Origin of the sequence: Paenibacillus sp. FSL R5-0517 (assembly GCF_037974355.1) — a bacterium.
GTDB lineage: Bacteria > Bacillota > Bacilli > Paenibacillales > Paenibacillaceae > Paenibacillus.
In genome coordinates, this window is the sequence record NZ_CP150235.1 from 1,957,689 (window position 1) to 1,983,060 (window position 25,372).

Here is a 25,372-nt window from a genome sequence, read left to right on the forward strand (position 1 = left end):
GTTACAATGAAAAGGAACTTGTGTAGTCAGACATGTTGGAAGGGGCAAACCAATGAAGAGAAGAACACTTGGAAAGACCGAACTGAACGTTCCTGTATTGAGCTTTGGAGCATCCTCACTTGGCTCTGTATTTCGTGACATTGACCGGGAAGAGGGAATTCGCACTGTACATGCTGCTGTAGATGCCGGAATGAATTACATAGACGTTTCGCCTTATTATGGATTGACAAAGGCAGAGACGGTGTTGGGTGAGGCTATCCGCAGCTTGCCGCGCAGTTCATATATGTTATCAACCAAAGCCGGACGGTATGGGGAAAATGAGTTTGATTTTTCACGTAAGCGTATTCAGGATAGTGTACAAGAGAGCCTCAAGCGATTGCATACCGATTATATTGATATTTTGTTCCTGCATGATATTGAATTTGTGCCAGCAAAAATAATTATTGAAGAAGCTTTTCCAACGTTGCTGCGTCTGAAAGAACAGGGAGTTATTCGTCATGCGGGCATTTGCGGATTACCCTTGCCATTGTTCGAGAAGGTTCTGCCACAGATTAATGCGGATGCAATCATCTCGTATTGTCATTATTCATTGAACGATACCTCATTGTTATCTTTGTTGCCTTTGTTGGAAAAGAAAGAAATTGGCCTCGTGAATGCTTCACCTCTTTCTATGGGCTTGTTAAGCACCCGAGGTGCTCCTGCTTGGCATCCGGCAGGTGAACGGGTGAAGCAGCTCTGTCTGGAGGCTGCACAATTCTGTGCAGATCAAGGCAGTGACATTGCCAAGCTGGCCGTGCAATTTTCCACGTCGAATGAACGTATTCCAACTACACTGGTGAGCAGTGCTAACCAGCGTAATATCGTCAATAACGCAGCCTGGATCGAAGAACCGATAGATCAAGGGCTGCTGGATGAAGTGCTGCGCATATTGGCTCCATTGCATAATGAGACGTGGTCAAGCGGGCGTCCTGAATATAATGCGGAGTTATAACAACATGACATCAGAAACATTCAAGGGGGAACAATGATGAGAGCCATTGTGTGTGACGAAATAGATCGTCTAGAGCTGCAAGACCTGCCTCAACCGGAACGTGTAGAAGGAGAGGCGCTGGTTGCGATAAGGCGGATTGGAATCTGTGGAACAGATCTGCATGCGTATAAAGGCAATCAGCCATTCTTTACCTATCCTCGCGTGCTGGGTCATGAACTGGCGGGTGTTATTGAAGAGATCGGTCCGAACGATGCAGGGCTACGTCCAGGGGATCAGGTAAGCATTATTCCATATCTGCATTGCGGTCATTGCATTGCTTGTCGCAGTGGAAAAACCAATTGTTGTGTGTCCATGCAAGTCATGGGCGTCCATGTAGACGGAGGCATGAGAGAAAGAATCAGCGTGCCGGTCTCACATCTGCTTTCAGCAGAAGGTTTGACACTGGATGAGACCGCAATGGTAGAACCCTTAAGCATTGGAGCCCATGCGGTCAGGAGAGCGGGAATTAAGCCTGGTGAGCATGTAGTTGTGATTGGAGCTGGCCCGATTGGGCTTGGCGTCATGGCATTTGCCAAACAGGCAGGTGCCCATGTTATTGCCGTTGACCGTAACCTGGACAGGCTCGAGCTTAGCCGGACTTGGGCTGGAGCGTATGAATTGGTACAGGCCAATGAACAGGCTGTACAACAAGTGGCTGAAATTACGGGAGGCGACTATGCTACAGCGGTCTTCGACGCAACCGGTAACGTGAATTCCATGAATGAGGCCATTCAATATGTGGCGCACAGTGGTCAACTCATTTTCGTCGGACTGGTGAAAGCGGATATTACTTTCCATGATCCTGAGTTTCACAAGCGGGAGATGAGCATGCTGGGCAGCCGAAACGCAACCCGTGAAGATTTTGAACAAGTCTTGTCAACCCTGCGTCAAAAGAAATTAAGTATGAATGGTTATATCACACACCGAGTGGAGTTTGATGAGTTACCTGCTACAATCGACCAATGGCTCTTGCCAGATTCACATGTAGTCAAAGCCATCGTTGAGCTATAATCACAAGTAAATCGGATAACAGAAAAAAACGCTCTCTGACCTTGGTGGACAATACCATCCATAGGGAAAGAGAGCGTTTTTTTATTTGTCCGGATTGGTCATAATGCCCGCATGCGGATCAATGTGACGCACAATGGACTTCAACCAGACCATCTCCAGAACATGTACCTCATAATAAAGTGCACCGGGGATCTGTCTGATCCATCCTTCCGTCATCGCGAGTTGTGTTGAGTCAGAAGTGGCTTCCAGCGTTCCAGGTTCACGGCGCAGCCGTTTGCGTACAGCTTTTTCAACCTGAGAGCTTTGTGTGGTCAAAATGCATACTTTACGTTTGGAAGAGAAACCCCTGAACGCAATGTAGACCATTTCATAAGCAATAAGGTAGGCGATTACGGAATACATCGCTTGGTCCCAGCCAAAGACAACACCTGCGGCTGTCAGTATTAACAAGTTAAGCAGCATGATTATTTTTTCGATAAGCATCCGTTTTCCGCTAAATACACGTTCAGGTGGGCGGGAAGAGGGATCACCGATTTCTAGCGTATCCAGTGTCCCGCCGTACCGCACGACGAGCCCAATTCCAAGTCCGAGACATAATCCGCCAAACATGGCGGCAGCCAGCGGGTGCTCTACAAGTGGCGGCATGGGATGAAGCACAATGGCACCGATCGAAAAGACAACCAGACCCAGCACAGTAACCAATACAAATTTCTTCTTCACAATCTTGTAGGACAGAAATATGAAGGGAACATTGAATAAAAATAGGAATAATCCAATCCTCATTTCCGTCCAGTGGGCGAAGAGGGAGGAAATGCCTGTAATGCCTCCAATAATGATCTTATTGGGGTGTAAGAACAATTCAAGTCCCACGGAGGCCAGAATTCCACCCATAATCACGAGCAATAGGTTTAACCAGCGGCGGGTGGATGATATTCTGGTCTTGGCGGTGGCTGGCACCGGATTAGCCGATATCAGAGGTGCTTTCATAGGTCATCCTCCTTTGTGCGGCTTTCGAGCCATTCTCCCTGGGTTAGTCACAGAAAGACCGGCGCAGAGCCGCGAAGTACGATCGTATGTCTGTTCTGCACAGACATAGGCATTACCCTTCTTTCTGCAGTACCTTTGGTTCTTCTTTCTTTTTCCGAGGATCTTTGAACTTAAATATTTTATCCAATAAACGGAATACATGTTTGGACTCTTTGGTTAATAAAGGCCCCAGAATGGCCAGAATTAGGACATACAGTGCGGCAAATGGTTGAATCATTGGCAGCAGTCCTCCGGCTTTACCCATGTTGGCCAAGATGATGGAAAATTCACCTCGTGACACAATGGTTAATCCAATATTGGCCGATGCTTTGGGCGATAGGCCTGCACTGCGACCGGCCATCATGCCTGCAAGGAAGTTACCGAACAATGTAATAACAACTGCAATAAGAGCTAACCATACGGCTTCGCCACCCAAAGACAACGGATCAATGGACAGTCCGAAGCTGAAGAAGAAGATGGCTCCGAAGAAGTCACGGAACGGCAGAATCAAGTGCTCAATCCGTTTCGCGTGTTCTGTTTCAGCAAGCACCAGTCCAACCAATAATGCACCGATCGCTTCGGCGACATGAATGGTCTCAGAGAAGCCGGCTACGAGGAACAAAGCTCCGAATACAACAAGAGAGAATAGCTCATTCGATCGTATTTTAAGCAACTTGTTTAGTAGCGGCGTTGCTTTGCGTCCAAGAATTATGACGATAAGCATGAATCCGAGGGCAATAAGTGCGGACATGAGCACGCCTCCGATGGAGGATGAATCACTAAGCACAAGTCCGGACAAGATCGAGATATATACAGCGAGGAATACATCTTCGAACATGATAATACCCAATATCATCTCTGTTTCCGGATTGGCTGTTCGTTTCAAATCAACGAGTACCTTGGCCACGATCGCACTGGAAGAGATGGTAGTTATACCTGCGATAATAAGTGCTTCTGCAACTGGGAAACCGGACATAAAACCGAATATTAATCCCAGCGTAAAGTTAATTCCGATATAGATCGAGCCGCCAACTGCAATAGAGCGACCCGATTTAATTAAACGACCTACCGAGAATTCAAGTCCGAGGTAGAAGAGAAGAAACAGAATACCGATCCGACCCATGAAATCAATAAAAGGCTGGCTTTCAATGAAGCGGAAGTCCAGATGCCAGATTTTCATGGCATGTGGCCCAACGGCCATCCCGATCAGAATATAAAACGGAACGACCGAAAATCTTAGTTTTGCTGATAAAAGGCCGGCTGCCGCAATGAGCACAAGGGCCAGACCTACTTCGAATATCAGATGATCCATCTATTTACCCCCTTCCAGTCAGGAGGAGGGATTTAAACAGTTTCTGCTGATTGCGTTCGCCAACGGCTACTACCGTGGATTCTGCACTGATAACTACCTCCGGACCTGGGCTGATGTGTTTTTTGTGATTTTTTTCTACAACGGCAATAACCGTCGCCCCAGAGTTTTGACGTACATCCAATTCACCGATGGATTTGCCGATACATCCGAAGGATGGTTCGATTTTGTACCACTCGATAATCAGGTCGTCAAACGTGACTTCAATATTTTCAAGCTGCTTTGGCTTGTAAGTTAATCCACCTACAATAGCAGCAATTTGTCGTGCTTCGTAATCGTCAAGTGTGATCATCGAGATGCTTTGATCGGGATCATCATACTCGAAGTGGTACATTTCCCGGCGACCGTCATCGTGAATAATAATGACAATTTTATCACCGCTGCTTGTTTCAATCTGAAATTTTTTGCCGATCCCCGGCAAGTCTGTTTCGCGTACATCCATGGTTGTTGCCTCCTTATAATTAGGGGCTGGCCACAGAAGACAGGCTTATTTCCCGAAAATGTATAATCTGCTGCTCTAGGGAACATCAAAAGATGCGGGTAAACAGAGCCAGAAATTCCTGACACAGCCATATGATTTGAATTTGTAAGTGTGGGTACAACAAAAATAGGTTCGTTCGTTAAGGCGATAAACATCGCTTTGTATCTAACGTGTGCAATAAGGGTTATAAGATATGCACAAGCGCACCGTCTTTAATACAGAGGTGTCTCCATGCAAAAGCAACCTGTAAATACGTCGTAACGGCTACTGAAGAGCGTTCACGTATTTTGGTGCTATAGGGGTGAGGGATACATACATACTGGTGAACTTAATAGGTAGCAGAAATAATCTGCGTTTAAACAGACAATACCACGGTTTAAAGGACAGACCCGTTGTAGGGATTCGCAGCATTAATAACAATGCGAGGACAAGAAAGACAGGCTTATTATGCGTAACCGCAATCAGCTTGGTCATGACTTGTGGATATTTGCGAATAACAGGTTTCTGCTGGATTTCGGGTATTTGCAACAGCACTTCCTTGTTGGAAGTTGCTTCAACAGATACCCCAACAGCAGATTCGGACTGCGTCGGAATAGGGAAGCACAAGGCTTGGAAAACGCACAAAATGATAATGATCGTGTAGTGGAGTATTCTAGGTTGTTGTCGCATTTTGGCTTCCCTCCTTTTCCGTGAAACATACTGTTATTAAAATAATAACACATTTTTGTCTTAACTCCAAACCTCTTCATAATATACTGAGAAATCATGACACGCTTTCCATCAATCCGCTTCGTATATCCCCATCTGCCTTGCCATATACTTTGAAGAGGAAGGAAAGGAGTGATTCTTGTGGAACTGTTTGCTGTATGGACCGATGTATCTGGGCAAGAGGAAGCGGATCAATTTTATCGTTGTGTCAAGGAAAAAACCAAAGGTTTACATATAAGTAAAAGAGGATTCAGGCTTGTCTTCAAACATAATGATGGAAGAGCAGCCTGGGTGTGCAGAGGGAATGAGAATCACGAAGACTTCCAGCAATGGCTTCCCCGGATTAGTGATCTGCTCTCCCTTGGGCTCGCCGATTTCATTATGGAGACACAAGAACGTAACATGGTGGAAGATATGATCGCCAAGGCATGTTCTGTCATGGATGAGCATGAGGTGGAGAAGGTCAATCGAATCTGCATGCCACTACTATTAAATGGTGATCTGGATCAACCTGGACTCCGGGAGCGCCGTCGTACTACGTTGGCTAGTGGACTACGGCAGGATTTGGAGGATGTTCACTTTTTTCACCTTGAAGGCATTATCAACTTCCGCATACGGCCATATAAACAGGAGCTTCAGGAATTAGTGGAGTATGCGCTGGATGAATTCTGGATGGATCGGCAGTATGAAGAGTTTATGGGGCTGTTAAAATATTTTGTTTTTTTTCAAGAAGCCAAAGTACCTCTGGTTCATCTTGTACACAAGGGAATGCATGAATTTCAGGTCCTGGATGCTGGACTTAATCTGTTACCCGTACAAAAGGATGAACAGGTCGTTGTGGAAATGCCAGGTCTGGAACTGGAGATGGATATTGAAGATATGATTGTAAGTACTCTCATCTCGATCTCTCCTGAGAAAGTTATGCTGCATACGCGTACCCCCGATCTGCCGATCATCTCGACCATCTGCCAGATCTTTGAAGACAAAGTGCAAATCTGCCATCATTGCCCGGAATGTGAAGTGCTGCGTTCAGGATTGTTGACAGGTCTTGACGCAAGTGATCTCGGCAATTATAATAACTGTTGATCCATGATTTTTTCATGTGAACCATTGAACCAAAAGCGTTGACAAAGACAACGACCACACGCAAGATCGGTGCAGAGAGAGGAACCTTGGCTGAAAATTCCTCCGGTTATCACGTATGGTTTACCCCTTTGTAGCTGCAATTTTGAAAGTGGATTTAGAACATCGCCTTTACTGGAGATTATCCGCGAGTAAGGATTTGCCGGGTCATGCCCGTTATCGTCATGCCAATGAGGGCTGTGTCTCCGAATAGGATGAATCAGCTGAATTAGGGTGGAACCACGAGTATATATCACTCGTCCCTTTGCCGGGACGGGTGTTTTTTGCGTTCCTTTGCAAAATGATTGGAATAGCATTAGATAATCAATCCATGAACATTAGGACATGAAGGTTACATTAACAGGAGGAATGAGACAAATGGCAGTTAACATTAAATTACCGGATGGTTCGGTACGTGAGTACGCGGATGGCAGCACCATTGAGGACGTAGCGGCTTCGATTAGCAGCGGATTGCGCAAAAATGCCGTAGCCGGCAAGCTGGATGGTATCGTGGTGGACTTGTCCACAACACTTCATGAAGGAGCATTGGTGGAGATCGTAACTTTGGATTCACCAGAAGGACTTGAAGTGATGCGTCATAGTACAGCTCACTTGATGGCTCAAGCAGTGAAACGTTTATTTGGTAACCAAGAGGTTCGCCTTGGTATTGGCCCGGTCATCGAAGATGGTTTTTACTATGATATGGACCTCGAACACCCGCTCAATCCTGAAGATCTGCAAAAGATCGAGAAGGAAATGGAGCGTATTGTAAACGAGAACTTGCCAATTGTACGTAAGGAAGTTAGCCGCGAGGACGCGATCAAAACGTTCGAAGAAGTGGGCGATCCCTACAAACTTGAGTTGATTCGTGACTTGCCCGAAGACAGCGTGATCACGATTTACGAGCAAGGTGAATTCTTCGACTTGTGTCGTGGTCCTCACGTGCCATCGACTAGCAAAATCAAAGTGTTCAAACTGATGAATGTCGCGGGTGCTTACTGGCGTGGAGATAGCAAAAACAAAATGCTTCAACGTATCTATGGTACGGCTTTTGTGAAAAAAGCACAGCTGGACGAGCATTTGCACTTCCTCGAAGAGGCTCGCAAACGGGATCACCGCAAGCTGGGTAAAGAGCTCGAAATGTTCACATTCTCCCAACTGGTTGGCCAAGGTCTGCCAATCTGGTTGCCTAACGGTGCGAAGCTGCGCCGTACCCTGGAGCGTTATATTGTGGATCTAGAAGAAAGCCTTGGATACCAGCATGTATACACACCGGTTCTGGGTAACGTGGAATTGTACAAGACATCTGGACACTGGGAGCACTACCAGGAAGATATGTTCCCGAAAATGGTTATGGATAACGAGGAACTCGTTCTCCGTCCAATGAACTGTCCTCACCATATGATGGTGTACAAGTCCAGCATGCACAGCTACCGTGATCTGCCAATCCGTATTGCCGAGCTTGGCATGATGCACCGTTATGAAATGTCAGGAGCGTTGACAGGTCTGCACCGTGTACGTGCAATGACTCTGAATGACTCACACATTTTTGCACGCCCGGATCAGATTAAAGAAGAGTTCGCTCGTGTTATCGAGTTGATTCAAACCGTGTACAAGGATTTCGGTATCAACGAATATCGTTTCCGTCTGTCGTATCGCGATCCGAAGGATACCGAGAAATACTTCCAGAACGACGAGATGTGGGAGATGTCCCAACGCATGCTGCGTGAAGTTGTGGAAGAGCTTGACCTTCCATTCTATGAAGCAGAAGGTGAAGCTGCGTTCTACGGTCCGAAGCTGGATGTGCAGATCAAAACAGCATTGGGCAAAGAAGAGACATTGTCTACAGTCCAACTGGACTTCCTGTTGCCTGAGCGCTTTGAGCTTGAATATGTGGGAGATGACGGACAGAAACATCGTCCGGTCGTTATTCACCGCGGTGTAATCAGTACGATGGAACGTTTCACAGCATTCTTGCTGGAGAACTTTGCAGGAGCTTTCCCGCTGTGGTTGTCTCCGGTTCAGGCCAAAGTGATCCCAGTATCCGGAAACTTCGACGATTATGCGCGTGAAGTGGAAGCGAAGCTGAAACGTGCGGGAATCTCTGCTGAAGCTGATCTGCGGAATGAGAAGCTTGGATATAAAATCCGTGAGGCGCAGCTTGAGAAAATGCCTTATATGTTTGTTGTCGGTGAGAATGAGCGTAATGCAGAAGCGGTATCCGTGCGTAAGCGTGGAGAAGGCGATCTGGGCATGAAACCGGTCGATGAAATTATTGCACAATTGAAAGAGGAAATTGCAACACGTTTGGTGTAAATGAACCATTGATCTATGGGATAACCATTGCATAAGCTGAGCTGATTTATCTGAATAAACGCCTGAGTAACTTGGGAACTCCCTTGTTGTTCAGGCTTTTTTTCGTCGTTTTCAATTTTGAAAAGTATAGATTAATTGCTTTTTGGAAAACCTTTGCAGTGAGGGGGAGGTTGTACAATGAAAAAGCAATTCTCAATTCAAAAGAAAACGATAAGGTGTTTACTGGTTGGTTGTGTAATGTTCGCCGGAATAATGATCAGCCTGAATCAGGCGGATGCGTATACATTTGAAGAGGAAAGTGCAGTACTTCATGTCGAGAGTCGAAGCAGTGAGACTTCGATTGAGCGTTCGAGCAAGTCTGATCAAGAAGTTTCGGAACAGGCTGACCATCTATACAGCGATGAGGCCCAACTGACAACCATGGTATACATGGCTTTACTGTGGTCACCACAACCGATGGTCATTCCAAAGCCGGAGCTTCCAGATAAACAAGTGGGTAATCCATCTATGCCTGTGCTTGCCCCACGTTCAGAACAGGTTCTTGGCACACAGAAGGTGACAGCAACAGGATATACGGCAGGTGTGGAGTCTACAGGTAAAGGCCCCAAACATCCACAATACGGAATTACGTATTCCGGTGTCAAAGTACGCCGTGATAAAGAAACCGTCTCCACGATTGCAGCTGATCCAAAGTTGTTTCCAATGGGCTCCATTCTATATATTCCGGGCTATGGATACGGGATTGTTGCAGATACCGGTTCGGCGATCAAAGGCAATAAAATTGATCTGTATTTCCCGACAACCAAGCAAGTGTATAAGGAGTGGGGCAAAAAGGATGTGGAGGTACAGGTGATCAGGCAAGGCGCTGGAAAGTGTACAGAAAAGATGCTCAGCGATTTGGCTGATGCGATCAATGTGTACAAATCTGTACCGGATTCTTGGTTGGACAAGGCCATTTAATTTCACATGTGAACATGAATAACAGAAGTGCTCTCTCCACATAATACTGACTGGGGACGAACCCCGCGGTGCAGCAATGCATCGTAAATATGAAGAGAGAGGTGATTCGTTGTGGCTAAAAAATCACAAGGGTATCAAACGCCGAACGAGAAGTACAATGCAGAGTTTGGAGAAGAGAATGCAGCATCTAAAGTGAAGCAATCCGCTCAAAACAAAGTTCAAGATAATTTCCAAACACCTGATGAAAAATTCAATGCCGAGTTCGGTGTAGAAAACACAGGCCAAACTGGCCAAGGTCAAGGCAAAGCATCCAAATACAAAAAATAAATGAAGATTCATTAACCCAATGATGATTCAGCACCCTGGAGCAGCAGCTCCAGGGTGTTTTACATATGCGAAGTTTTTACAAAAATATCCTCACATCTCAGTCTTGAGACCGAGATGACTTCCACCTGCCGCCGCTGTTCTCATTGCCTTGTCTGAGTTACACTGGATACATAATAAAGACGAAGGAGACATGAGCGATGAAACGATCTACGCGTGACCGCTGGTGGGTTGGCATACCTCTTATTGCTATAGGTGCAATGATCTTGTTCAGACAATTGGGATATGACATTGATGTAGGATATATTTTCAGAACATATTGGCCGTTATTTTTAATCTGGTGGGGGGCCAAGGGAATCTCCGAGATTCGTCGCAACGGGGGTTATGCTTTTATTGGACCGGTCATCGTACTGGGGATTGGTGGTTACTTTCTTGCCCGTAACCTGGGATGGATTGATTACTCCATGGGGGAGTTCATCCGTTACCTGATCCCGGTTATGCTAATTGGCGGAGGATTATTCGTACTGATTGGGCCACGACGTCGCGACCGGAAACATCATGATAAAATGCAGCCACCTCCAGCACCTGAGCAACCTTATAAACCGTTGTCTCCTGAGGATCTGGAAATGCCATCTTCGTTTGACGAACAGTTCGAGAAAACTTTTGGCAAACCTAAGCAGGAACAGAAGAACGCCTCATATGGCCCTCATTTCACAGGATCAACAGATTCATCATCACAAGAGCATCAATATAAGAAGAAATATCAATCGCATAACTCAAGTGATACTGGATATGAAAAACATTATGATGATGACTACGGGAATGGTTATGGGGATTATGGCAGTGGCAATACCATCAATAAATCAGCGTTCATTGGGGATTTGTATATGGGACAGGAAGTGTTCTCGTTGAAACCGATGAATATCTCGGCCTTTATCGGAGATACCGTTATTGATTTGACCAAAGCACAGATTCCATACGGTGAGACGAAGATTGTCATTTCTTCATTTATCGGTGATGTAAAAGTATTTGTACCAGAAGATATGGACATGGGTGTGACGGTGACGACGAATTCATTCATTGGAGACATGTCATTGTTGAATCAGAAACGCGGCGGATTCCTGAGTAGTGCGCAGGCTGAAACTGCCCATTATCGTGAGGCAAGCAAAAAGGTGCGCATTATTGTAAGTGTGTTTATCGGAGACGTCAAAGTTAATAAGGTGGGTTAATGCATGATTCGAACAATTCTCAAGGCCAATAAGTGGGAACTGATGATGTATTTTGCGTTAACGGGTCTGATTACGCTGGGTGGATTCTATCTATTATATGGAGAGGTGTTGATGGGGGCTGGCCGTCAAAGGGCATGGACCTATGTTGCCGTTATTGTGCTAGCCACCGTTATCACCGGATATATCGCCGCATTACGACTTCAGCGCAAGATCGACCTGCTCGATCTTAACATGTTGAAAGTGTCCAAGGGTAATCTGGCGGTACGCATGCCTGAAGCGGATGACGCTTCGTTCGGTCGTGTCTACCAGGAGTTCAATGTCATGATGGATTCGATTGAGAAAAAGATGAGACTGCTTCAGCGTCTCGGTGAGCAGGAAGTGATTGAGAAGGAGCAGGCCTCGGAGCGCGCTGTGCTTGAAGAGCGCAAACGAATGGCAAGGGATCTCCATGACACGGTTAGCCAGCAGCTGTTTGCCATGCATATGTCGGCTTCATCCTTACCACGTCTGCTGGAGATGAATCCGGAGCATGGCGGTAAAGTGCTGGACCAGTTAATTCAGATGTCACATATTGCGCAGCGACAGATGCGAGGACTCATTGCCCAACTTCGACCGGTGGAGCTGGAAGGGCGTGATCTCAGCGCGGCACTGGATAGCTGGTTTCCTGATTATTGCCGGCAGAATGGTCTTAAAGGTGTGAAAGAGCTGGAACTGGATGGCGGAATCTCGGATGCCATTGAGCACCAGCTGTTTCTTGTTATTCAGGAGGCGGTTGCCAATGTTGTGAAACATGCAGAGGCAGGGGTGGTCAGTCTGTCCATACGGGAGAGTGAACATCAGATCAGCATGAGCATCAGCGATGATGGTCAGGGATTTTTGCATCAAGCCGAGCGTCCAGGTTCATATGGGTTATCTACCATGCGTGAACGGGCCGAGAAGCTTGGGGGGCAAGTCCAGATTATATCGAAGCCGGGAGCGGGAACGACGGTACGGGTATTGATCCCGAAATTTCCGAATGTTTCTGAATGAATTAAGGGGGAGACGGAATGAGTGGAAAAGTAAACGTAATGATTGTGGATGACCATGACATGGTACGAATGGGCTTGAAAACGTATCTGATGCTGGAACCTACTTTTCATGTGATGGGAGAAGCAGGCCATGGGCAGGATGCGCTTGATCAGTTGCGCAAATTAAATGATAATGAAATGCCCGACTTGATCCTCATGGATCTGATGATGCCGATCATGAATGGCGCAGAAGCAACACAAGCTATCATGACTGAATTTCCAGGGATGAAGATCGTGATGCTCACCAGTTTCCTGGAGGATGATCTTGTTGTGCAAGCGATTGAAGCGGGTGCGGTAAGTTATGTGCTCAAGACAGTCTCTGCTGAAGAATTGATCTATGCTCTTCAAGGGGCTTACAGAGGCATGCCTGTTATGACAGGTGATGTGTCGCAGGCATTGACTCGGGGAATCAGGCAACGTACAGCGAGAGAGAGTGAATCTGGCTTGACTGAACGGGAAAAGGAAGTGCTGTTGCTTATTGCAGAGGGGAAGACCAACAAAGACATTGGAGAAGAATTACATATCAGTATCAAAACCGTCAAAACACATGTGAGCAACCTGCTGATGAAATGTGAGATGGACGATCGAACCCAATTGGCAATCTATGCGCATCGTCAGGGCTGGGTGAAAACGAAAGGATAAAATCCCGTTATGACGGGAAAAACAATCTATTCTTCCGTGCTTTTATCTCCTTTTTAATTGTTTTTAAGGTACGGTTAAGGTTTAAAGTACAAAATAAGGACAGTTAAAGAATATCTCTTGGGAATAAGAGATTGGGAGGTAGAGAGGCATGGACGAACGCAATTATAGATCGAACCGTCAAGACGAGGAAAACGAAACCAAACAAACGGAGAATCGCAATTCTTCCGGAACGGACGAATCCTCCTATTATTATTCTTATGGACCTTTTCAGTCCGTGAATCAGGAAGATACAGCAAACCACATGGGAAGCAATAATCAACGTGAAGAAGGAAATGTAGAGATTACAAAACCTGATCCGGTGAGACCCGTACCTACTTACTACAATAATCAATCCTCCGAGCAAGCGACAAGATCAACAGGAGGCGGTGGAAACGGCTCAGGTAATGGTGGAGATCAAGGGAATGGCGGCAAAGGCAACTGGAACTATAATAACCGCAAGCCGCGTTCATCTGTAAGATCACTGTTGTTCTCTTTTATTGCCGGCATGCTGGTCATTACCGTTCTCATGTACACAGCCGATAGAACAAACATGTTCACACCGGAGACTGCACTTACGAACACGGAAAATCAAAGCTCGGGACAGGAAGCGTCCACAAACACAGGCGGAGGCAACAATGTGACAGCATCGTTACTGCCAACAGGCAAAGAAGATGTCTCATCCGTAGTGACGAGTACAAGTCCAGCTGTTGTCAAAATCGAAACACTCGCGAAACAGTCCTCGCGTACAGGAATGGGTCAGGGTGGATCGAACACAAGTGATCCGTTGTACCAATACTTCTTCGGTAATGGGGGCGGAACGGAAGGCAATCAAGGTCAGAGCCAGCAACAACAGCAAGGCAGTAATCAATTAGTACCCCTAGGCATTGGTTCAGGATTCATTTTTGACAAAGAAGGATATATCCTGACGAATCAACACGTAGTTCAGGGTGCGGACGTAATCCAGGTAACCTTGGAGAACAACAGTAAACCTTATGAAGCTAAACTTCTGGGAAGCAGCTTCGATCTGGATTTAGCTGTACTGAAAATTGAGAAAAACAGTGGTGACGATGCGTTCCCTGTAGCTCCACTGGGTGACTCCAACAGCACTCAAGTCGGTGAGTGGCTTGTAGCGATCGGTAACCCTGAAGGATTCGAACACACGGTTACAGCAGGTGTGCTGAGTGCCAAAGAACGTACAATCAGCATTCCAGATGAAGAAACAGGAAAAACACGTGAGTACAGCCATTTGCTGCAAACAGATGCTTCGATTAATCCGGGTAACTCTGGTGGTCCGTTGCTGAACCTGAATGGGGAAGTTATCGGAATGAACGTTGCAGTAAGCGCAGATGCACAAGGGATTGGCTTTGCGATCCCATCGAGCGTTATCTCTGAAGCCGTTAAATATCTCAAAGAGAACAAAGAAGTTCCCAAAGAGCCAGTACCATTTATCGGTGCATCTCTGATGGCTCTCACGCCTGAAGTAGCTAAACAAATGGGAACAGACATTACCGAAGGTTCTGTCGTAGCCAGCACGATCTTCCAATCACCGGCTTACCAAGCAGATCTTCGTGCATATGACATCATCACTGGTGCTAATGGTACGCCGTACGCCACAAGTCAGGATCTGATTGATTTTATCAAGAAACAGAAAATTGGCAGTGAAGTGACATTGAACGTGGTTCGTGACGGTAAGAAAATGGATCTGAAAATCAAAATCGGGAATAAAAATGATTTTGATACTTCACAAACAACAGATACCCAACAGCAACAACCATAAATATCGGGTAAGGATCGAAAGAGCGGAAGGGTTTGAAGGCCCTTCCGCTTTTTTTGCCCTGATAAAGCAGGGTTACAAAGGACCAGTGAAGAATTTGAGACGCCTACTTGAAGATGCAGATTGTGCTTCTGCCTGTTACAATGGGATAAAACGTTAGGATAAAGGAGAAAGACCATGCGCTCAACTATTTTGATTGTGGATGATGACGAAAAAATTGTATCCATGCTCCGCCGGGGCTTGGCTTTTGAAGGATATGAGGTACAGACTGCTTCCAACGGAGCCGAAGGCCTTAGTAAACTGATGGACAAGGAGCCGGACATTGTTGTGCTGGATGTGATGATGCCGCAGATTGACGGATTTGAGGTATGTCGCAGATTGAGAGAAGCAGGCAGCAAAGTGCCTGTGCTAATGCTGACTGCCAAGGACGAGGTACAGAGCAGGGTGACCGGACTGGACACGGGAGCCGATGACTACCTTGTAAAACCTTTTGCGTTGGAAGAATTATTGGCGCGTGTCCGGGCATTGCTGCGCCGCAAGTCAGATAGCGCAAGTACGCCGGACAACCGCTTAATGTATGAAGATATCATTTTGGACAATGACTCACGTGAAGTACTCCGAGATGGGCAACGTCTGGAACTGACTGCCAAGGAATTCGAGCTGCTCAATCTGTTTATGCAAAATCCAAGACGGGTACTGTCCCGTGATCTGATTATGGATAAAATCTGGGGTTATGATTACAGCGGTGAGTCTAACGTGCTTGAAGTATACATCGCCATGCTCCGACAGAAGACCGAAGAATACGGTGGCAAACGTCTAATCCAGACCATCCGGGGAGCCGGTTATATTCTGAGAGGTGACTCCTGATATGTCCATCCGGTTAAGACTAACCGCATGGTATTCTGGCATTTTGGCGGCTGTGCTTATTTTTTGGGGCGTTGTAATCTATGCCTTTGTTTATTTTAACTCCTACCAGGAAGTCGAACAGCAATTGAAGGTGAAGAGTGCCCGGATTACGGAGCAGATTGGTGTTAACCCTCTTTCGCAGTCGTTGGATCTGGACCCATTTACAGAGAGCCAGCTTCAGGAGGCTCAAATATATATTCAACTCTGGGATTATCAGAGTCGTTCGGGCATAATTTCCGGCAATATGAAGAAATTACAGATTCAGTTTCCGGTATTGAAATCCAATGAAATTCTTGAAAAGCGTGGCATATCGAAGATCTATGTGGATGGCACACCGTTTCTGGTGAATCAGCTCCCCCTTTCTCTTCAAGGTACCAATGAAGTACGTGGAATTCTTCAGGTAGGAGCCAATGTAAGTTCACAGGAGCGCCTGCTGGAAGCGTTGCTTAATATTTTGGTTTTTGGCTGGCTGGTAGCGATGGCCCTCGCTATTACCTCAGGTCTTGTTCTGGCCCGCAAGTCGATGCGTCCGCTCGTGAATGTCATTGATGCCGCAAATCAGATTCAATCAGGAGATGACCTAAGTGTACGTATTCAATATGCGGGGCCTAAGGATGAGATCGGGCGTCTGATCGAAACGGTTAATAATATGCTTGAGCGTACAGAATTGTCATTCCGCGGTTTGGAGGAGACGAATGCTGCCCAGCGCCGCTTTGTATCCGATGCATCGCATGAACTGCGTACACCGCTGACTACCATTCGGGGGAACGTGGACTTCCTGAAGAAGCTGTGGGATCAAGAGGCAACAGACCGACCGAATCTGGATGAAGAAACGGTCAGACAGATGTCCGTCGAGGCGTTGGAAGACATGGCCGATGAAGGAAAACGCATGAGCAGGCTGATCAGTGACATGTTGTCATTGGCGAGAGCGGATACAGGGCAAAAAATTGAACTGAATCCGATCCCGCTGCAGATATTGGTACAGGAAGTCGCGCGAAGATCGCAATTCCTGGATCACCATGCGGAGTGGCGTACAGGTGATCTGTCAATTCTCAATGGTATCTATGTGAATGGTAGCAAGGACTATCTGCAACAGATGCTGTTTATTTTCATCGAAAATGCGTTTAAATACACACCTGACGGCTCTGTAACGCTGGATGCCGTATTATACAAAGGTCAGGTGGGACTACGCATCAGCGACACCGGTATTGGCATGGATCGGGATGAAGTGCCGTTTATCTTTGATCGCTTCTATCGAGCGGATGAATCCCGTGGGGCTACCCCCGGCATAGGTCTGGGACTTTCGATTGCGAAGTGGATTATTGAGGAACACCAAGGATCGGTCGAGGTTGTAACCAGACGTGGAGAAGGAACAACCTTTATTATCTGGTTGCCGGTGGTCTTTGCTCCGCCTATCGAATAAAGGTATAATAGACAGGACTGCAATTACATCGGCAATGTTGTCGAGAAAGAAAGCGGGTGGCAACCAAGTGGAAGTACTACGAATTTCGCCGCGTGGATATTGTTACGGCGTTGTGGATGCGATGGTGCTCGCGCGTCAAGCGGCACGCAATCTGGATTTACCACGACCTATTTATATATTGGGTATGATTGTGCATAACCAACATGTGACGGATTCCTTTGAAGATGAAGGTATTATTACATTGGATGGTCCGAACCGAATGGATATTTTGAGCCAAGTGGAGAGTGGCACGATTATTTTTACAGCTCATGGTGTATCTCCAGAAGTGCGTAAGCTGGCAAGGGATAAAGGACTGACAACAGTGGATGCAACATGCCCTGATGTCACCAAGACACATGATCTCATTCGGGAGAAGACGGCAGAGGGTTATCAGATCATCTATATCGGCAAAAAGAATCACCCTGAACCAGAAGGTGCCGTAGGCGTTGCACCAGATCTCGTTCATCTGATCGAGAAGGAAGAAGAGATCGAAGCACTGAACATACCTCCAGGCAAAATCCTTATTACGAATCAGACCACGATGAGCCAGTGGGATATCAAACACATCATGAGCCGGCTGTTGGAGAAGTTCCCTGGCGCTGAGATTCATAATGAGATTTGTCTCGCAACTCAGGTGCGTCAGGAAGCTGTTGCTGAACAGGCAGGTCAAGCAGACCTGGTTATTGTAGTGGGTGATCCTCGCAGCAATAACTCCAACCGTCTGGCACAAGTGTCGGAGGAAATCGCGGGGGTTACGGCCTACCGTGTATCGGATGTCTCCGAGATTCAGCAAGAATGGCTGAAAGGTGTCAATAAGGTGGCGGTTACTTCGGGTGCATCAACACCTACACCGATTACGAAGGAAGTCATCCTTTACTTGGAGCAGTATGAGCATGACAAGCCGGAGACGTGGGAGATTAAGCGTACCGTGAACATGAGCAAATTGCTGCCCCCAGTTAGAGAAAAAACACGTACACCGTAGTGTGAAGGCAGTGTAACTCTACGTGTATGTGAATTGCAAATGAAATGTGAATGAGAAGAATCCTGTTATGCAGAACCGAATTTGGTGCCTGTGGAGCAGGGTTCTTTTTAATATAGGATAAAGAAGGTGTACCTTGACGCAACAGGAGATCTATGGTATATTCACTTTAACGGATAAAAGCTTAAAAGCGAACAAGCGTTTAAGCGCGACAGAGTTTATATATTTAATCAGACGCACGTTAGAAACTTATTGTGCTCTCATACAAGGAAGGATGGGAATTAATATGATCGTTATTGCAGGCAAAGCCACACCGGAGGAACAGATTCAGGATATCGTAGCAGTTATTGAAAAAGTAGGGCTTCAGGTGCATATCTCTCGCGGAGAGGATCGTACTATTATTGGGTTGATTGGCAAAGTTGAACCTAAAATGCAAGAGCATCTTCGCCAAATGAAAGGTGTCGAGAATGTTGTGAAAATCTCGAAGTCCTACAAGTTGGCAAGCCGTGACTTCCATCCGGAAGATACGGTGATCTCCATCAAAGGTGTAGATATTGGCGGAAAAGAACTTGTCGTCATGGGTGGACCGTGTGCAGTTGAATCCGCTGCGCAGATTGATGAGATTGCGGGACTTGTAAAAGCTGCAGGTGGGCAAGTGTTGCGTGGGGGTGCATTTAAGCCGCGTACAGGACCTTACAGCTTCCAGGGAACGGGCGTAGAGGGATTGATCATGATGGCAGAGGCAGGTAAGAAACATGGCCTGCTGACCATTACAGAAGTCATGACACCTGAGTATGTGGATATTTGCGCCGAGTACGCAGATATTCTGCAAGTAGGTACACGTAACATGCAGAACTTTGACCTGCTGCGCAAATTGGGCGAGTGTGGCAAACCGGTATTGTTGAAACGTGGCTTCAGTGCAACATATGATGAGTTGTTGAATGCGGCAGAATACATTCTTGCGGGTGGTAATCCAAATGTCATGCTGTGTGAACGTGGTATTCGTACGTTTGAATCTTACACACGTAATACGCTTGACCTGTCAGCGATCCCTGTTCTGCAGTCTTTGAGCCATTTGCCGGTTATTTCTGACCCGAGCCATGGTACTGGACGACGTGAACTGGTGGAGCCGATGACAAAAGCTTCCGTTGCTGCGGGTGCCAATGGCCTGATCATTGAAATGCATACTGATCCGGATAACTCCATGACAGGAGATGGTGTGCAGTCCTTGTTCCCTGATCAATTCGCGAACCTGTTGCAGGATCTGGAGAAATTGGCACCAATCGTGGGTAAATCATTCAGTACAGCGAAACAACCAGCAGCATTCTTCCCGGCACGTGTAGGCGTATAATAGAATTCATAGTCAAAGTCTGGAACATCATCCGGGCATCTCATCTGGTCTCGTTTATTGCGACGGAATCAGATAGATGCTCGGTTTTTTGCATATTTTGCAGTTTTGAACGTATTTATTAATCAATAGTGATAAGAAACATTTATGATGTGAAGTTTTTTCCATGATTTAGGATAAAAAAGGGGTCGCTTTACCGCATTAAACCAGTTAAATGTATATTAAATGTGTTGTTATGTGAATTTACGTTATTTATAAAATGTGAGTATAGCTAACATACTCGCAAAAAATACCTTACATAAGTATTGACGATGTCAGGTTTTAAAATTTATAATGACGACAGAAAAAAATTCGAATTTAGACATTTTCTTAGTGGGGTTGTTTAATGTTCGGAATATTTGGGAGGACGAATACATGTCGGTTGAAAACGTATTGAAATCAATTCAAGAGAACAACATCGAGTGGGTAGATTTTCGTTTTGTAGATTTAGCTGGTCGTGCACATCACATTTCCTTGCCAGCTTCGGCTGTTGATGCAGACACGTTCGTAAATGGAGTAGCTTTTGACGGTTCTTCTATCCAAGGTTTCCGCGGAATTGAAGAGTCCGATATGGTTATGATGCCAGACCCTGAAGCGACTTATGTCGATCCGTTCACTGCACACCCTACATTAAATGTTATGTGTGATATCTTCACTCCAGACGGCGAGCGTTATGAGCGTGACCCACGTAGCATCGCTGTTAAAGCAGAAGCTTATTTGCAAGAAAGCGGTGTAGGTACAGCGGCATTCTTCGCACCTGAATCCGAGTTCTTCATCTTCGACGATGTACGTTATGAGAGCGGCACGAACAGCTCTTCCTACTACGTAGATTCCGAAGAAGCTTCATGGAACACGAACCGCAAAGAAGAAGGCGGAAACCTGGGCTTCAAAGTACGCACTAAAGGTGGATATGTTCCAGTAGCTCCAGTCGATACACAACAAGATATTCGTAGCGAAATGTGTCGCCTTTTGGAAGAAGCGGGTCTGTCGATTGAGCGTCATCACCATGAAGTGGCGACAGCGGGTCAAGCCGAAATCAACTTCCGTTTTGATACACTGAAGAAAACAGCAGATAACCTGCTTGCATACAAATACATCGTGCACAACACTGCACGTCAATATGGTAAAGTAGCAACATTCATGCCAAAACCATTGTTCGGTGATAATGGTAGCGGAATGCACGTTCACCAATCCATCTTTGATGGCGATTCCCCATTGTTCTATGACAAAGCGGGATATGCTAACCTGAGTGAAATGGCTCTGCACTACATCGGAGGTATCCTGTACCATGCTCCGGCACTGATCGCTTTGACTAACCCGAGTACAAACTCGTTCAAACGTCTTGTACCTGGTTACGAAGCACCAGTTAACCTGGTTTACTCCAAAGGTAACCGTTCCGCAGCAGTTCGTATTCCGGTTGCAGCTGTGACACCAAAAGGTTGTCGTATCGAGTTCCGTACACCAGACTCCACAGCTAACCCATACTTGGCATTCTCCGCAATGTTGATGGCTGGTCTAGATGGAATCAAACGCAAAATCAACCCAACTGAACTTGGATATGGTCCGCTCGACAAAAACATCTATGACCTGTCTGATGCTGATAAAGAAAATATCCGCAGTGTGCCAGCTTCCCTCGAAGAAGCACTGGATGCATTGGCAGCGGATAACGAGTTCTTGACTGAAGGCGGCGTATTCACAAAAGAATTCATTGAAAACTACATCAACCTCAAGCGCGATGAAGCGAAAGCAGTAGCGATCCGCATTCATCCGCACGAGTACAGCCTTTACTTCGACTGCTAATCGGTCGGGGTCGGAACAGAACTTGTTCCAACTTAAAGCCTCCGGGACACACTCTCGGGGGCTTTTCCTTGAATTAAACAATGTAGTGCTTTAACTTTGCAGGGTGATAAAGGAATTTGATGGCCTGAATTGAACACTTCAGTGCATATTGCCCTTGAAGCAGATAGAGAATACTGATATCATAGCGATAATATTCACTTTGAGTGCATTTCGCACAAATCCATAGAGCGACTTTCAATAAGTAAGATATAGATCAAAATGATTCAATTTGTCTATATCTTATACCCGTGAGCGAGTCTAATCGAATTGTGCAAAATGCTGTTTGTATGTCAGAGTTACGGATGGAAAGGGCGGGGGATTTTGTGACAAAAAGAGCGTATAACTTTAATGCAGGACCTGCGGCGTTACCACTTGAGGTACTGGAGCGTGCACAGGCGGAATTTGTAGATTTTCGTAATACAGGCATGTCGATTATGGAGATGTCCCACCGTGGAGCGGTGTACGAGTCTGTACATAATGAAGCTCAGGAGCGGTTGTTGTCGCTTCTAGGCAATCCAAAAGGATACAAGGTTCTCTTTCTGCAGGGCGGTGCAAGCACTCAGTTCGCGATGTTGCCAATGAATCTGCTCGGTGCAGGTCAGACTGCAAGTTACGTGATGACCGGCAGTTGGGCCAAGAAGGCTCTGTCTGAGGCGAAATTGATCGGCGAGACACATGTTGCTGCATCTTCGGAAGCAGAGAAATTCATGAAATTGCCGGATGTTTCGAATCTGAGCCTTCCTGAACGTACGGCTTATGTGCATCTTACTTCCAACGAAACGATTGAAGGTACGCAATTTAAGTCATTCCCGGATACCGGTTCAGTACCTCTGATTGCCGACATGTCGAGTGATATTTTCTGTAAACCATTCGATCTCAATCAGTTCGGTATGATCTATGCAGGTGCACAGAAGAACCTGGGACCATCGGGGATTACGGTTGTGATTGCTCGTGAGGAACTGGTGAGTGAATCGCCTAAAACGATTCCAACCATGCTTCGTTACAGTACGCATGTAGACAACAACTCCCTATACAATACGCCGCCATCCTTCTCAGTATATATGGTAAATGAAGTATTAAAATGGATTGAAGAACAGGGCGGATTAACTGGTATTGAGCAAAAAAATACGAAAAAAGCTGAATTGCTTTACAACGCAATTGATGCTTCCGGTGATTTCTACCGTGGTTGTGTGGAACCGGAAGATCGTTCCCTGATGAATGTAACCTTCCGTCTTGCTTCGGAGGAACTGGAGAAGAAGTTCATCAAGGCATCGGAGGAAGAAGGATTCGTAGGTCTGAAGGGACATCGCAGTGTGGGTGGTCTACGTGCCTCCATTTACAATGCGGCTCCTTATGAGAGTGTTAAGGCACTGACAGACTTCATGAGTCACTTCCAGAAGACAAATGGATAATTAAGTAGGGGTACGGAGTCATGGACCATAGTGTCTAATCCTGTGCCTTACCAGAGCCTTCCACATTGACGTGTGGAGGGCTTTTCTTTAAGATTAGAGGGTTGTCATCAACACGAATTGAAAAGGAGATTGAACACATATGGCTTTACACATCGTTCTGGTTGAACCAGAAATTCCGGCGAACACAGGAAATATTTCGCGTACTTGTGCGGCCACCGGGACCCATCTGCATCTCGTGCGTCCACTTGGATTTCGAACAGATGATGCTACATTGAAACGGGCAGGGCTGGACTACTGGCATGCCGTTCATATTGAATACCACGACTCATTTGCAGAGGTTCAGGAAAAATATCCGGAAGGTCGCTTCTTCTACGCAACTACGAAGGCGAAGAACCGATACAGTGACTTTAATTTTCAAGATGGGGATTTCCTCGTTTTCGGTAAAGAGACCAAAGGCCTCCCACCTGAATTAATTGCTGCAAATCCCGATACATGCATGAAAATGCCAATGACTGGTGACGTTAGATCATTAAACCTGTCCAATTCGGCAGCAATTATTGTATATGAAGCGTTGCGTCAGCTCAATTTTCCGGGGTTAGAAGGATAAATTCCGGTTATAAATAACGGCTAGAATTCGGTAAAAAAACATTTTCAAAAAAAAGGACAAAAAATGTTTATTTCCAGCAGGATTCGACAAAATCTTGGCGAATCTATAAACATAGTACAAATGTACCTAGAAATTTAGAGTAAGATAGGAGAGGTGTGCCGTAGCTATGAAGCCAGCTGGAGTAGTTCGCAAAGTTGACCAATTAGGTAGGATCGTATTGCCTAAATCTTTGCGTAAAAGGTATCAAATGAATGAGGGAGATCCTGTAGAGATCTTAGTACAAGGGGACCATATTATCTTGGAGAGATATCGTCCAAAATGTATTTTCTGCGGATCCATCGAGGAAGTCAACGAGTTCAAAGAGCGTTACATATGCGCACAATGTTTAGATGAAATGACTCAGCTTCCACAGCACGGGTAAGAAGTAACGCCATGGGGTTTATTAACCCCGTGGCGTTTTTTTTGTTTTGTTTTCAGTATTCAGTGCATGGTAAGTTCCGCGGAAATATAAGAAGAATATAATATTTAACGCTGGTTGCATATAGGTAAAATCTCATCCCACACGGCATTCAGGATGCCTTGCATGTTTTCTTCCTCGCTGTTAATACATATGACAGCTTCCTTCGAGGGAAGGATGATACATAACTGACCATAGGCTCCATCGGCGCGGTAAGCCTCATGGGAACACATCCAGAACTGATATCCGTAACCTTTTCCCCAATCACCATCTCCAGTCGTTTCGATCTGCCGGGACGTAGCTTGTCTGATCCAATTCGCAGGTATAAGCTGTGTGCCTTCCCAAAGGCCTTCCTGGAGCAGTAACTGTCCAAATCGACTCAGTTCCTCATTGCTTATCCAAAGTCCTGCACAGCCGAGTGTTACCCCCAGTGGAGAGGTTTCCCACTCTACATCATGAATGCCCAGAGGCTCAAATAATCGCGGAGTCAGGTAATCTTTCACGGTTTGGCCGGTGGCTGCCTGAAACATGGCTGAGATCATAAACGTATCCCCGCTGCTGTATGTAAATTGTTCTCCGGGCATCCGATCCAGAGGGAGAGACATATAATGTTTCGCCCAATCTTTCTCGGTCAAAGAAGCTCGTTCATCAGCCCAAAGAGGCGGCGAATCATGACCAGAAGACATTTGGAGCAGGTCACGTAACTTCAATTCCCGTGGAGATGGGAGCTTGTAATGTGCACTCGATACATGATTATAGGTGAAATAATCACCAAGTGTGGCATCCAGATGTAACAGACCTTCTTCAAGCGCAAGACCAACAGCCATGCATGTGAAGGATTTACTTATGGAATGTTGTACACGGCGCTGATCCCTATCCCTGTCCCAATAGGCAAGCAGATGCCCTTTTTGTAATATGCGAACGGAGAACACGTTCAATTGTTGCTCAGTAATGGTATGAATGAAATCTTTGAGTTGCTCAGACATATTAACCTCCCTAATATCAGGTGAAACCTGAGTAAAATCGGTTGGTGAAACGTTTCCGTAATTCGAATGCAAAATCAGAACTCATGTTAGTATAAACCTGGTTTGGTGTCAATTAAAGTTGTGATAACACTGACTAAAATTTCATTTTTTCGTAATAATAGTGTCTTTCGGCGCAAATTTAGACGTAAAAAAGCATTTTTTCGAGAAAATAACGCGAAATTTGTAAAAAGGTTATTGAC

The 25,372-nt window shown here is 46.0% G+C and carries 23 protein-coding genes; 18 read left to right on the top strand and 5 right to left on the bottom strand.

All coding sequences use genetic code 11. The features are described 5' to 3' along the window. Nucleotides 1–52 precede the first annotated feature (52 nt). Both MKX40_RS08825 and MKX40_RS08830 read left to right on the top strand, forming a co-directional pair. A complete protein-coding gene (locus MKX40_RS08825) occupies nucleotides 53–991 on the top strand; it encodes an aldo/keto reductase (protein ID WP_339240864.1) in 939 nt (312 codons plus the stop codon). Between the two features lie 36 nt (nucleotides 992–1,027). Further along, entirely contained in the window at nucleotides 1,028–2,041 is a 1,014-nt protein-coding gene (locus tag MKX40_RS08830; RefSeq protein ID WP_339242982.1) for a zinc-binding alcohol dehydrogenase family protein, read from the top strand. An 81-nt stretch (nucleotides 2,042–2,122) separates the two neighbouring features. Here MKX40_RS08830 and MKX40_RS08835 read toward each other — a convergent pair whose 3' ends face one another. The 4 genes from MKX40_RS08835 to MKX40_RS08850 form a co-directional block, all read right to left on the bottom strand. Continuing rightward, the gene (locus tag MKX40_RS08835; RefSeq protein ID WP_339240865.1) at nucleotides 2,123–3,028 is read right to left on the bottom strand and encodes a YitT family protein; all 906 of its coding nucleotides are present in this window, start codon (nucleotides 3,026–3,028) and stop codon (nucleotides 2,123–2,125) included. Between the two features lie 112 nt (nucleotides 3,029–3,140). Next, nucleotides 3,141–4,379, bottom strand: coding sequence for a cation:proton antiporter (locus tag MKX40_RS08840; protein ID WP_339240867.1), 1,239 nt, complete (start codon nucleotides 4,377–4,379; stop codon nucleotides 3,141–3,143). A gap of 4 nt (nucleotides 4,380–4,383) precedes the next feature. After that, nucleotides 4,384–4,878 (bottom strand): cation:proton antiporter regulatory subunit, encoded by a 495-nt coding sequence (locus tag MKX40_RS08845; RefSeq protein WP_091032736.1) that lies wholly within the window; start codon nucleotides 4,876–4,878, stop codon nucleotides 4,384–4,386. 303 nt (nucleotides 4,879–5,181) lie between these two features. Further along, nucleotides 5,182–5,586, bottom strand: coding sequence for a hypothetical protein (locus tag MKX40_RS08850; RefSeq protein WP_339240869.1), 405 nt, complete (start codon nucleotides 5,584–5,586; stop codon nucleotides 5,182–5,184). 171 nt (nucleotides 5,587–5,757) lie between these two features. Between MKX40_RS08850 and MKX40_RS08855 the strand changes: the two genes are divergently transcribed. From MKX40_RS08855 to MKX40_RS08930, 16 genes are all read left to right on the top strand, one after another. Further along, nucleotides 5,758–6,711 (top strand): putative sporulation protein YtxC, encoded by a 954-nt coding sequence (locus MKX40_RS08855; protein ID WP_339240871.1) that lies wholly within the window; start codon nucleotides 5,758–5,760, stop codon nucleotides 6,709–6,711. A gap of 414 nt (nucleotides 6,712–7,125) precedes the next feature. Next, nucleotides 7,126–9,063 (top strand): threonine--tRNA ligase, encoded by a 1,938-nt coding sequence (thrS, locus tag MKX40_RS08860; RefSeq protein WP_339240873.1) that lies wholly within the window; start codon nucleotides 7,126–7,128, stop codon nucleotides 9,061–9,063. A 177-nt stretch (nucleotides 9,064–9,240) separates the two neighbouring features. Continuing rightward, on the top strand, nucleotides 9,241–10,023 hold the full coding sequence (locus MKX40_RS08865; protein WP_339240875.1) for a 3D domain-containing protein: 783 nt from the start codon (nucleotides 9,241–9,243) through the stop codon (nucleotides 10,021–10,023). Between the two features lie 111 nt (nucleotides 10,024–10,134). Then, nucleotides 10,135–10,350, top strand: coding sequence for a hypothetical protein (locus MKX40_RS08870; protein WP_339240876.1), 216 nt, complete (start codon nucleotides 10,135–10,137; stop codon nucleotides 10,348–10,350). A 197-nt stretch (nucleotides 10,351–10,547) separates the two neighbouring features. Then, nucleotides 10,548–11,576, top strand: coding sequence for a cell wall-active antibiotics response protein LiaF (gene liaF / locus MKX40_RS08875; protein WP_339240877.1), 1,029 nt, complete (start codon nucleotides 10,548–10,550; stop codon nucleotides 11,574–11,576). A gap of 3 nt (nucleotides 11,577–11,579) precedes the next feature. After that, complete coding sequence (locus MKX40_RS08880) at nucleotides 11,580–12,605, top strand: sensor histidine kinase (protein WP_339240879.1); 1,026 nt, start codon at nucleotides 11,580–11,582, stop codon at nucleotides 12,603–12,605. A 17-nt stretch (nucleotides 12,606–12,622) separates the two neighbouring features. Beyond that, the gene (locus tag MKX40_RS08885) at nucleotides 12,623–13,285 is read left to right on the top strand and encodes a response regulator transcription factor (protein WP_339240881.1); all 663 of its coding nucleotides are present in this window, start codon (nucleotides 12,623–12,625) and stop codon (nucleotides 13,283–13,285) included. Nucleotides 13,286–13,433: 148 nt separating this feature from the next. Then, complete coding sequence (locus tag MKX40_RS08890; RefSeq protein ID WP_339240882.1) at nucleotides 13,434–15,101, top strand: trypsin-like peptidase domain-containing protein; 1,668 nt, start codon at nucleotides 13,434–13,436, stop codon at nucleotides 15,099–15,101. Between the two features lie 174 nt (nucleotides 15,102–15,275). Beyond that, nucleotides 15,276–15,965: a response regulator transcription factor gene (locus tag MKX40_RS08895; RefSeq protein ID WP_339240884.1), complete on the top strand. Its 690-nt coding sequence runs from the start codon at nucleotides 15,276–15,278 to the stop codon at nucleotides 15,963–15,965. Between the two features lies 1 nt (nucleotide 15,966). Next, the gene (locus MKX40_RS08900) at nucleotides 15,967–17,427 is read left to right on the top strand and encodes a HAMP domain-containing sensor histidine kinase (RefSeq protein WP_339240886.1); all 1,461 of its coding nucleotides are present in this window, start codon (nucleotides 15,967–15,969) and stop codon (nucleotides 17,425–17,427) included. A 67-nt stretch (nucleotides 17,428–17,494) separates the two neighbouring features. After that, nucleotides 17,495–18,448 (top strand): 4-hydroxy-3-methylbut-2-enyl diphosphate reductase, encoded by a 954-nt coding sequence (locus MKX40_RS08905; RefSeq protein ID WP_339240888.1) that lies wholly within the window; start codon nucleotides 17,495–17,497, stop codon nucleotides 18,446–18,448. 283 nt (nucleotides 18,449–18,731) lie between these two features. Continuing rightward, nucleotides 18,732–19,796 carry a 3-deoxy-7-phosphoheptulonate synthase gene (gene aroF / locus MKX40_RS08910; protein ID WP_339240889.1) on the top strand — a complete coding sequence of 355 codons (1,065 nt, stop codon included), beginning with the start codon at nucleotides 18,732–18,734 and terminating at the stop codon, nucleotides 19,794–19,796. Between the two features lie 411 nt (nucleotides 19,797–20,207). After that, nucleotides 20,208–21,632 carry a type I glutamate--ammonia ligase gene (glnA, locus tag MKX40_RS08915; protein WP_074094318.1) on the top strand — a complete coding sequence of 475 codons (1,425 nt, stop codon included), beginning with the start codon at nucleotides 20,208–20,210 and terminating at the stop codon, nucleotides 21,630–21,632. Between the two features lie 362 nt (nucleotides 21,633–21,994). Next, complete coding sequence (serC, locus tag MKX40_RS08920) at nucleotides 21,995–23,083, top strand: 3-phosphoserine/phosphohydroxythreonine transaminase (protein WP_339240891.1); 1,089 nt, start codon at nucleotides 21,995–21,997, stop codon at nucleotides 23,081–23,083. Between the two features lie 139 nt (nucleotides 23,084–23,222). Next, a complete protein-coding gene (gene trmL / locus MKX40_RS08925) occupies nucleotides 23,223–23,690 on the top strand; it encodes a tRNA (uridine(34)/cytosine(34)/5-carboxymethylaminomethyluridine(34)-2'-O)-methyltransferase TrmL (protein ID WP_017689589.1) in 468 nt (155 codons plus the stop codon). A gap of 166 nt (nucleotides 23,691–23,856) precedes the next feature. Continuing rightward, complete coding sequence (locus MKX40_RS08930) at nucleotides 23,857–24,111, top strand: AbrB/MazE/SpoVT family DNA-binding domain-containing protein (RefSeq protein WP_036610032.1); 255 nt, start codon at nucleotides 23,857–23,859, stop codon at nucleotides 24,109–24,111. 104 nt (nucleotides 24,112–24,215) lie between these two features. On the opposite strand, the gene MKX40_RS08935 is transcribed toward MKX40_RS08930, so the two are convergent. Then, complete coding sequence (locus MKX40_RS08935) at nucleotides 24,216–25,133, bottom strand: serine hydrolase (RefSeq protein ID WP_339240893.1); 918 nt, start codon at nucleotides 25,131–25,133, stop codon at nucleotides 24,216–24,218. Nucleotides 25,134–25,372: the final 239 nt, after the last annotated feature.

Excerpts from the sequence above, each read along its gene's own strand:
- MKX40_RS08825 (WP_339240864.1), top strand. The coding sequence starts at position 53 with ATGAAGAGAAGAACACTTGGAAAGACCGAACTGAACGTTCCTGTATTG.
- MKX40_RS08830 (WP_339242982.1), top strand. The coding sequence starts at position 1,028 with ATGAGAGCCATTGTGTGTGACGAAATAGATCGTCTAGAGCTGCAAGAC.
- MKX40_RS08835 (WP_339240865.1), bottom strand. The coding sequence starts at position 3,028 with ATGAAAGCACCTCTGATATCGGCTAATCCGGTGCCAGCCACCGCCAAG.
- MKX40_RS08840 (WP_339240867.1), bottom strand. The coding sequence starts at position 4,379 with ATGGATCATCTGATATTCGAAGTAGGTCTGGCCCTTGTGCTCATTGCG.
- MKX40_RS08845 (WP_091032736.1), bottom strand. The coding sequence starts at position 4,878 with ATGGATGTACGCGAAACAGACTTGCCGGGGATCGGCAAAAAATTTCAG.
- MKX40_RS08850 (WP_339240869.1), bottom strand. The coding sequence starts at position 5,586 with ATGCGACAACAACCTAGAATACTCCACTACACGATCATTATCATTTTG.
- thrS (WP_339240873.1), top strand. The coding sequence starts at position 7,126 with ATGGCAGTTAACATTAAATTACCGGATGGTTCGGTACGTGAGTACGCG.
- MKX40_RS08865 (WP_339240875.1), top strand. The coding sequence starts at position 9,241 with ATGAAAAAGCAATTCTCAATTCAAAAGAAAACGATAAGGTGTTTACTG.
- liaF (WP_339240877.1), top strand. The coding sequence starts at position 10,548 with ATGAAACGATCTACGCGTGACCGCTGGTGGGTTGGCATACCTCTTATT.
- MKX40_RS08880 (WP_339240879.1), top strand. The coding sequence starts at position 11,580 with ATGATTCGAACAATTCTCAAGGCCAATAAGTGGGAACTGATGATGTAT.
- MKX40_RS08885 (WP_339240881.1), top strand. The coding sequence starts at position 12,623 with ATGAGTGGAAAAGTAAACGTAATGATTGTGGATGACCATGACATGGTA.
- MKX40_RS08890 (WP_339240882.1), top strand. The coding sequence starts at position 13,434 with ATGGACGAACGCAATTATAGATCGAACCGTCAAGACGAGGAAAACGAA.
- MKX40_RS08895 (WP_339240884.1), top strand. The coding sequence starts at position 15,276 with ATGCGCTCAACTATTTTGATTGTGGATGATGACGAAAAAATTGTATCC.
- MKX40_RS08900 (WP_339240886.1), top strand. The coding sequence starts at position 15,967 with ATGTCCATCCGGTTAAGACTAACCGCATGGTATTCTGGCATTTTGGCG.
- aroF (WP_339240889.1), top strand. The coding sequence starts at position 18,732 with ATGATCGTTATTGCAGGCAAAGCCACACCGGAGGAACAGATTCAGGAT.
- glnA (WP_074094318.1), top strand. The coding sequence starts at position 20,208 with ATGTCGGTTGAAAACGTATTGAAATCAATTCAAGAGAACAACATCGAG.
- trmL (WP_017689589.1), top strand. The coding sequence starts at position 23,223 with ATGGCTTTACACATCGTTCTGGTTGAACCAGAAATTCCGGCGAACACA.
- MKX40_RS08930 (WP_036610032.1), top strand. The coding sequence starts at position 23,857 with ATGAAGCCAGCTGGAGTAGTTCGCAAAGTTGACCAATTAGGTAGGATC.
- MKX40_RS08935 (WP_339240893.1), bottom strand. The coding sequence starts at position 25,133 with ATGTCTGAGCAACTCAAAGATTTCATTCATACCATTACTGAGCAACAA.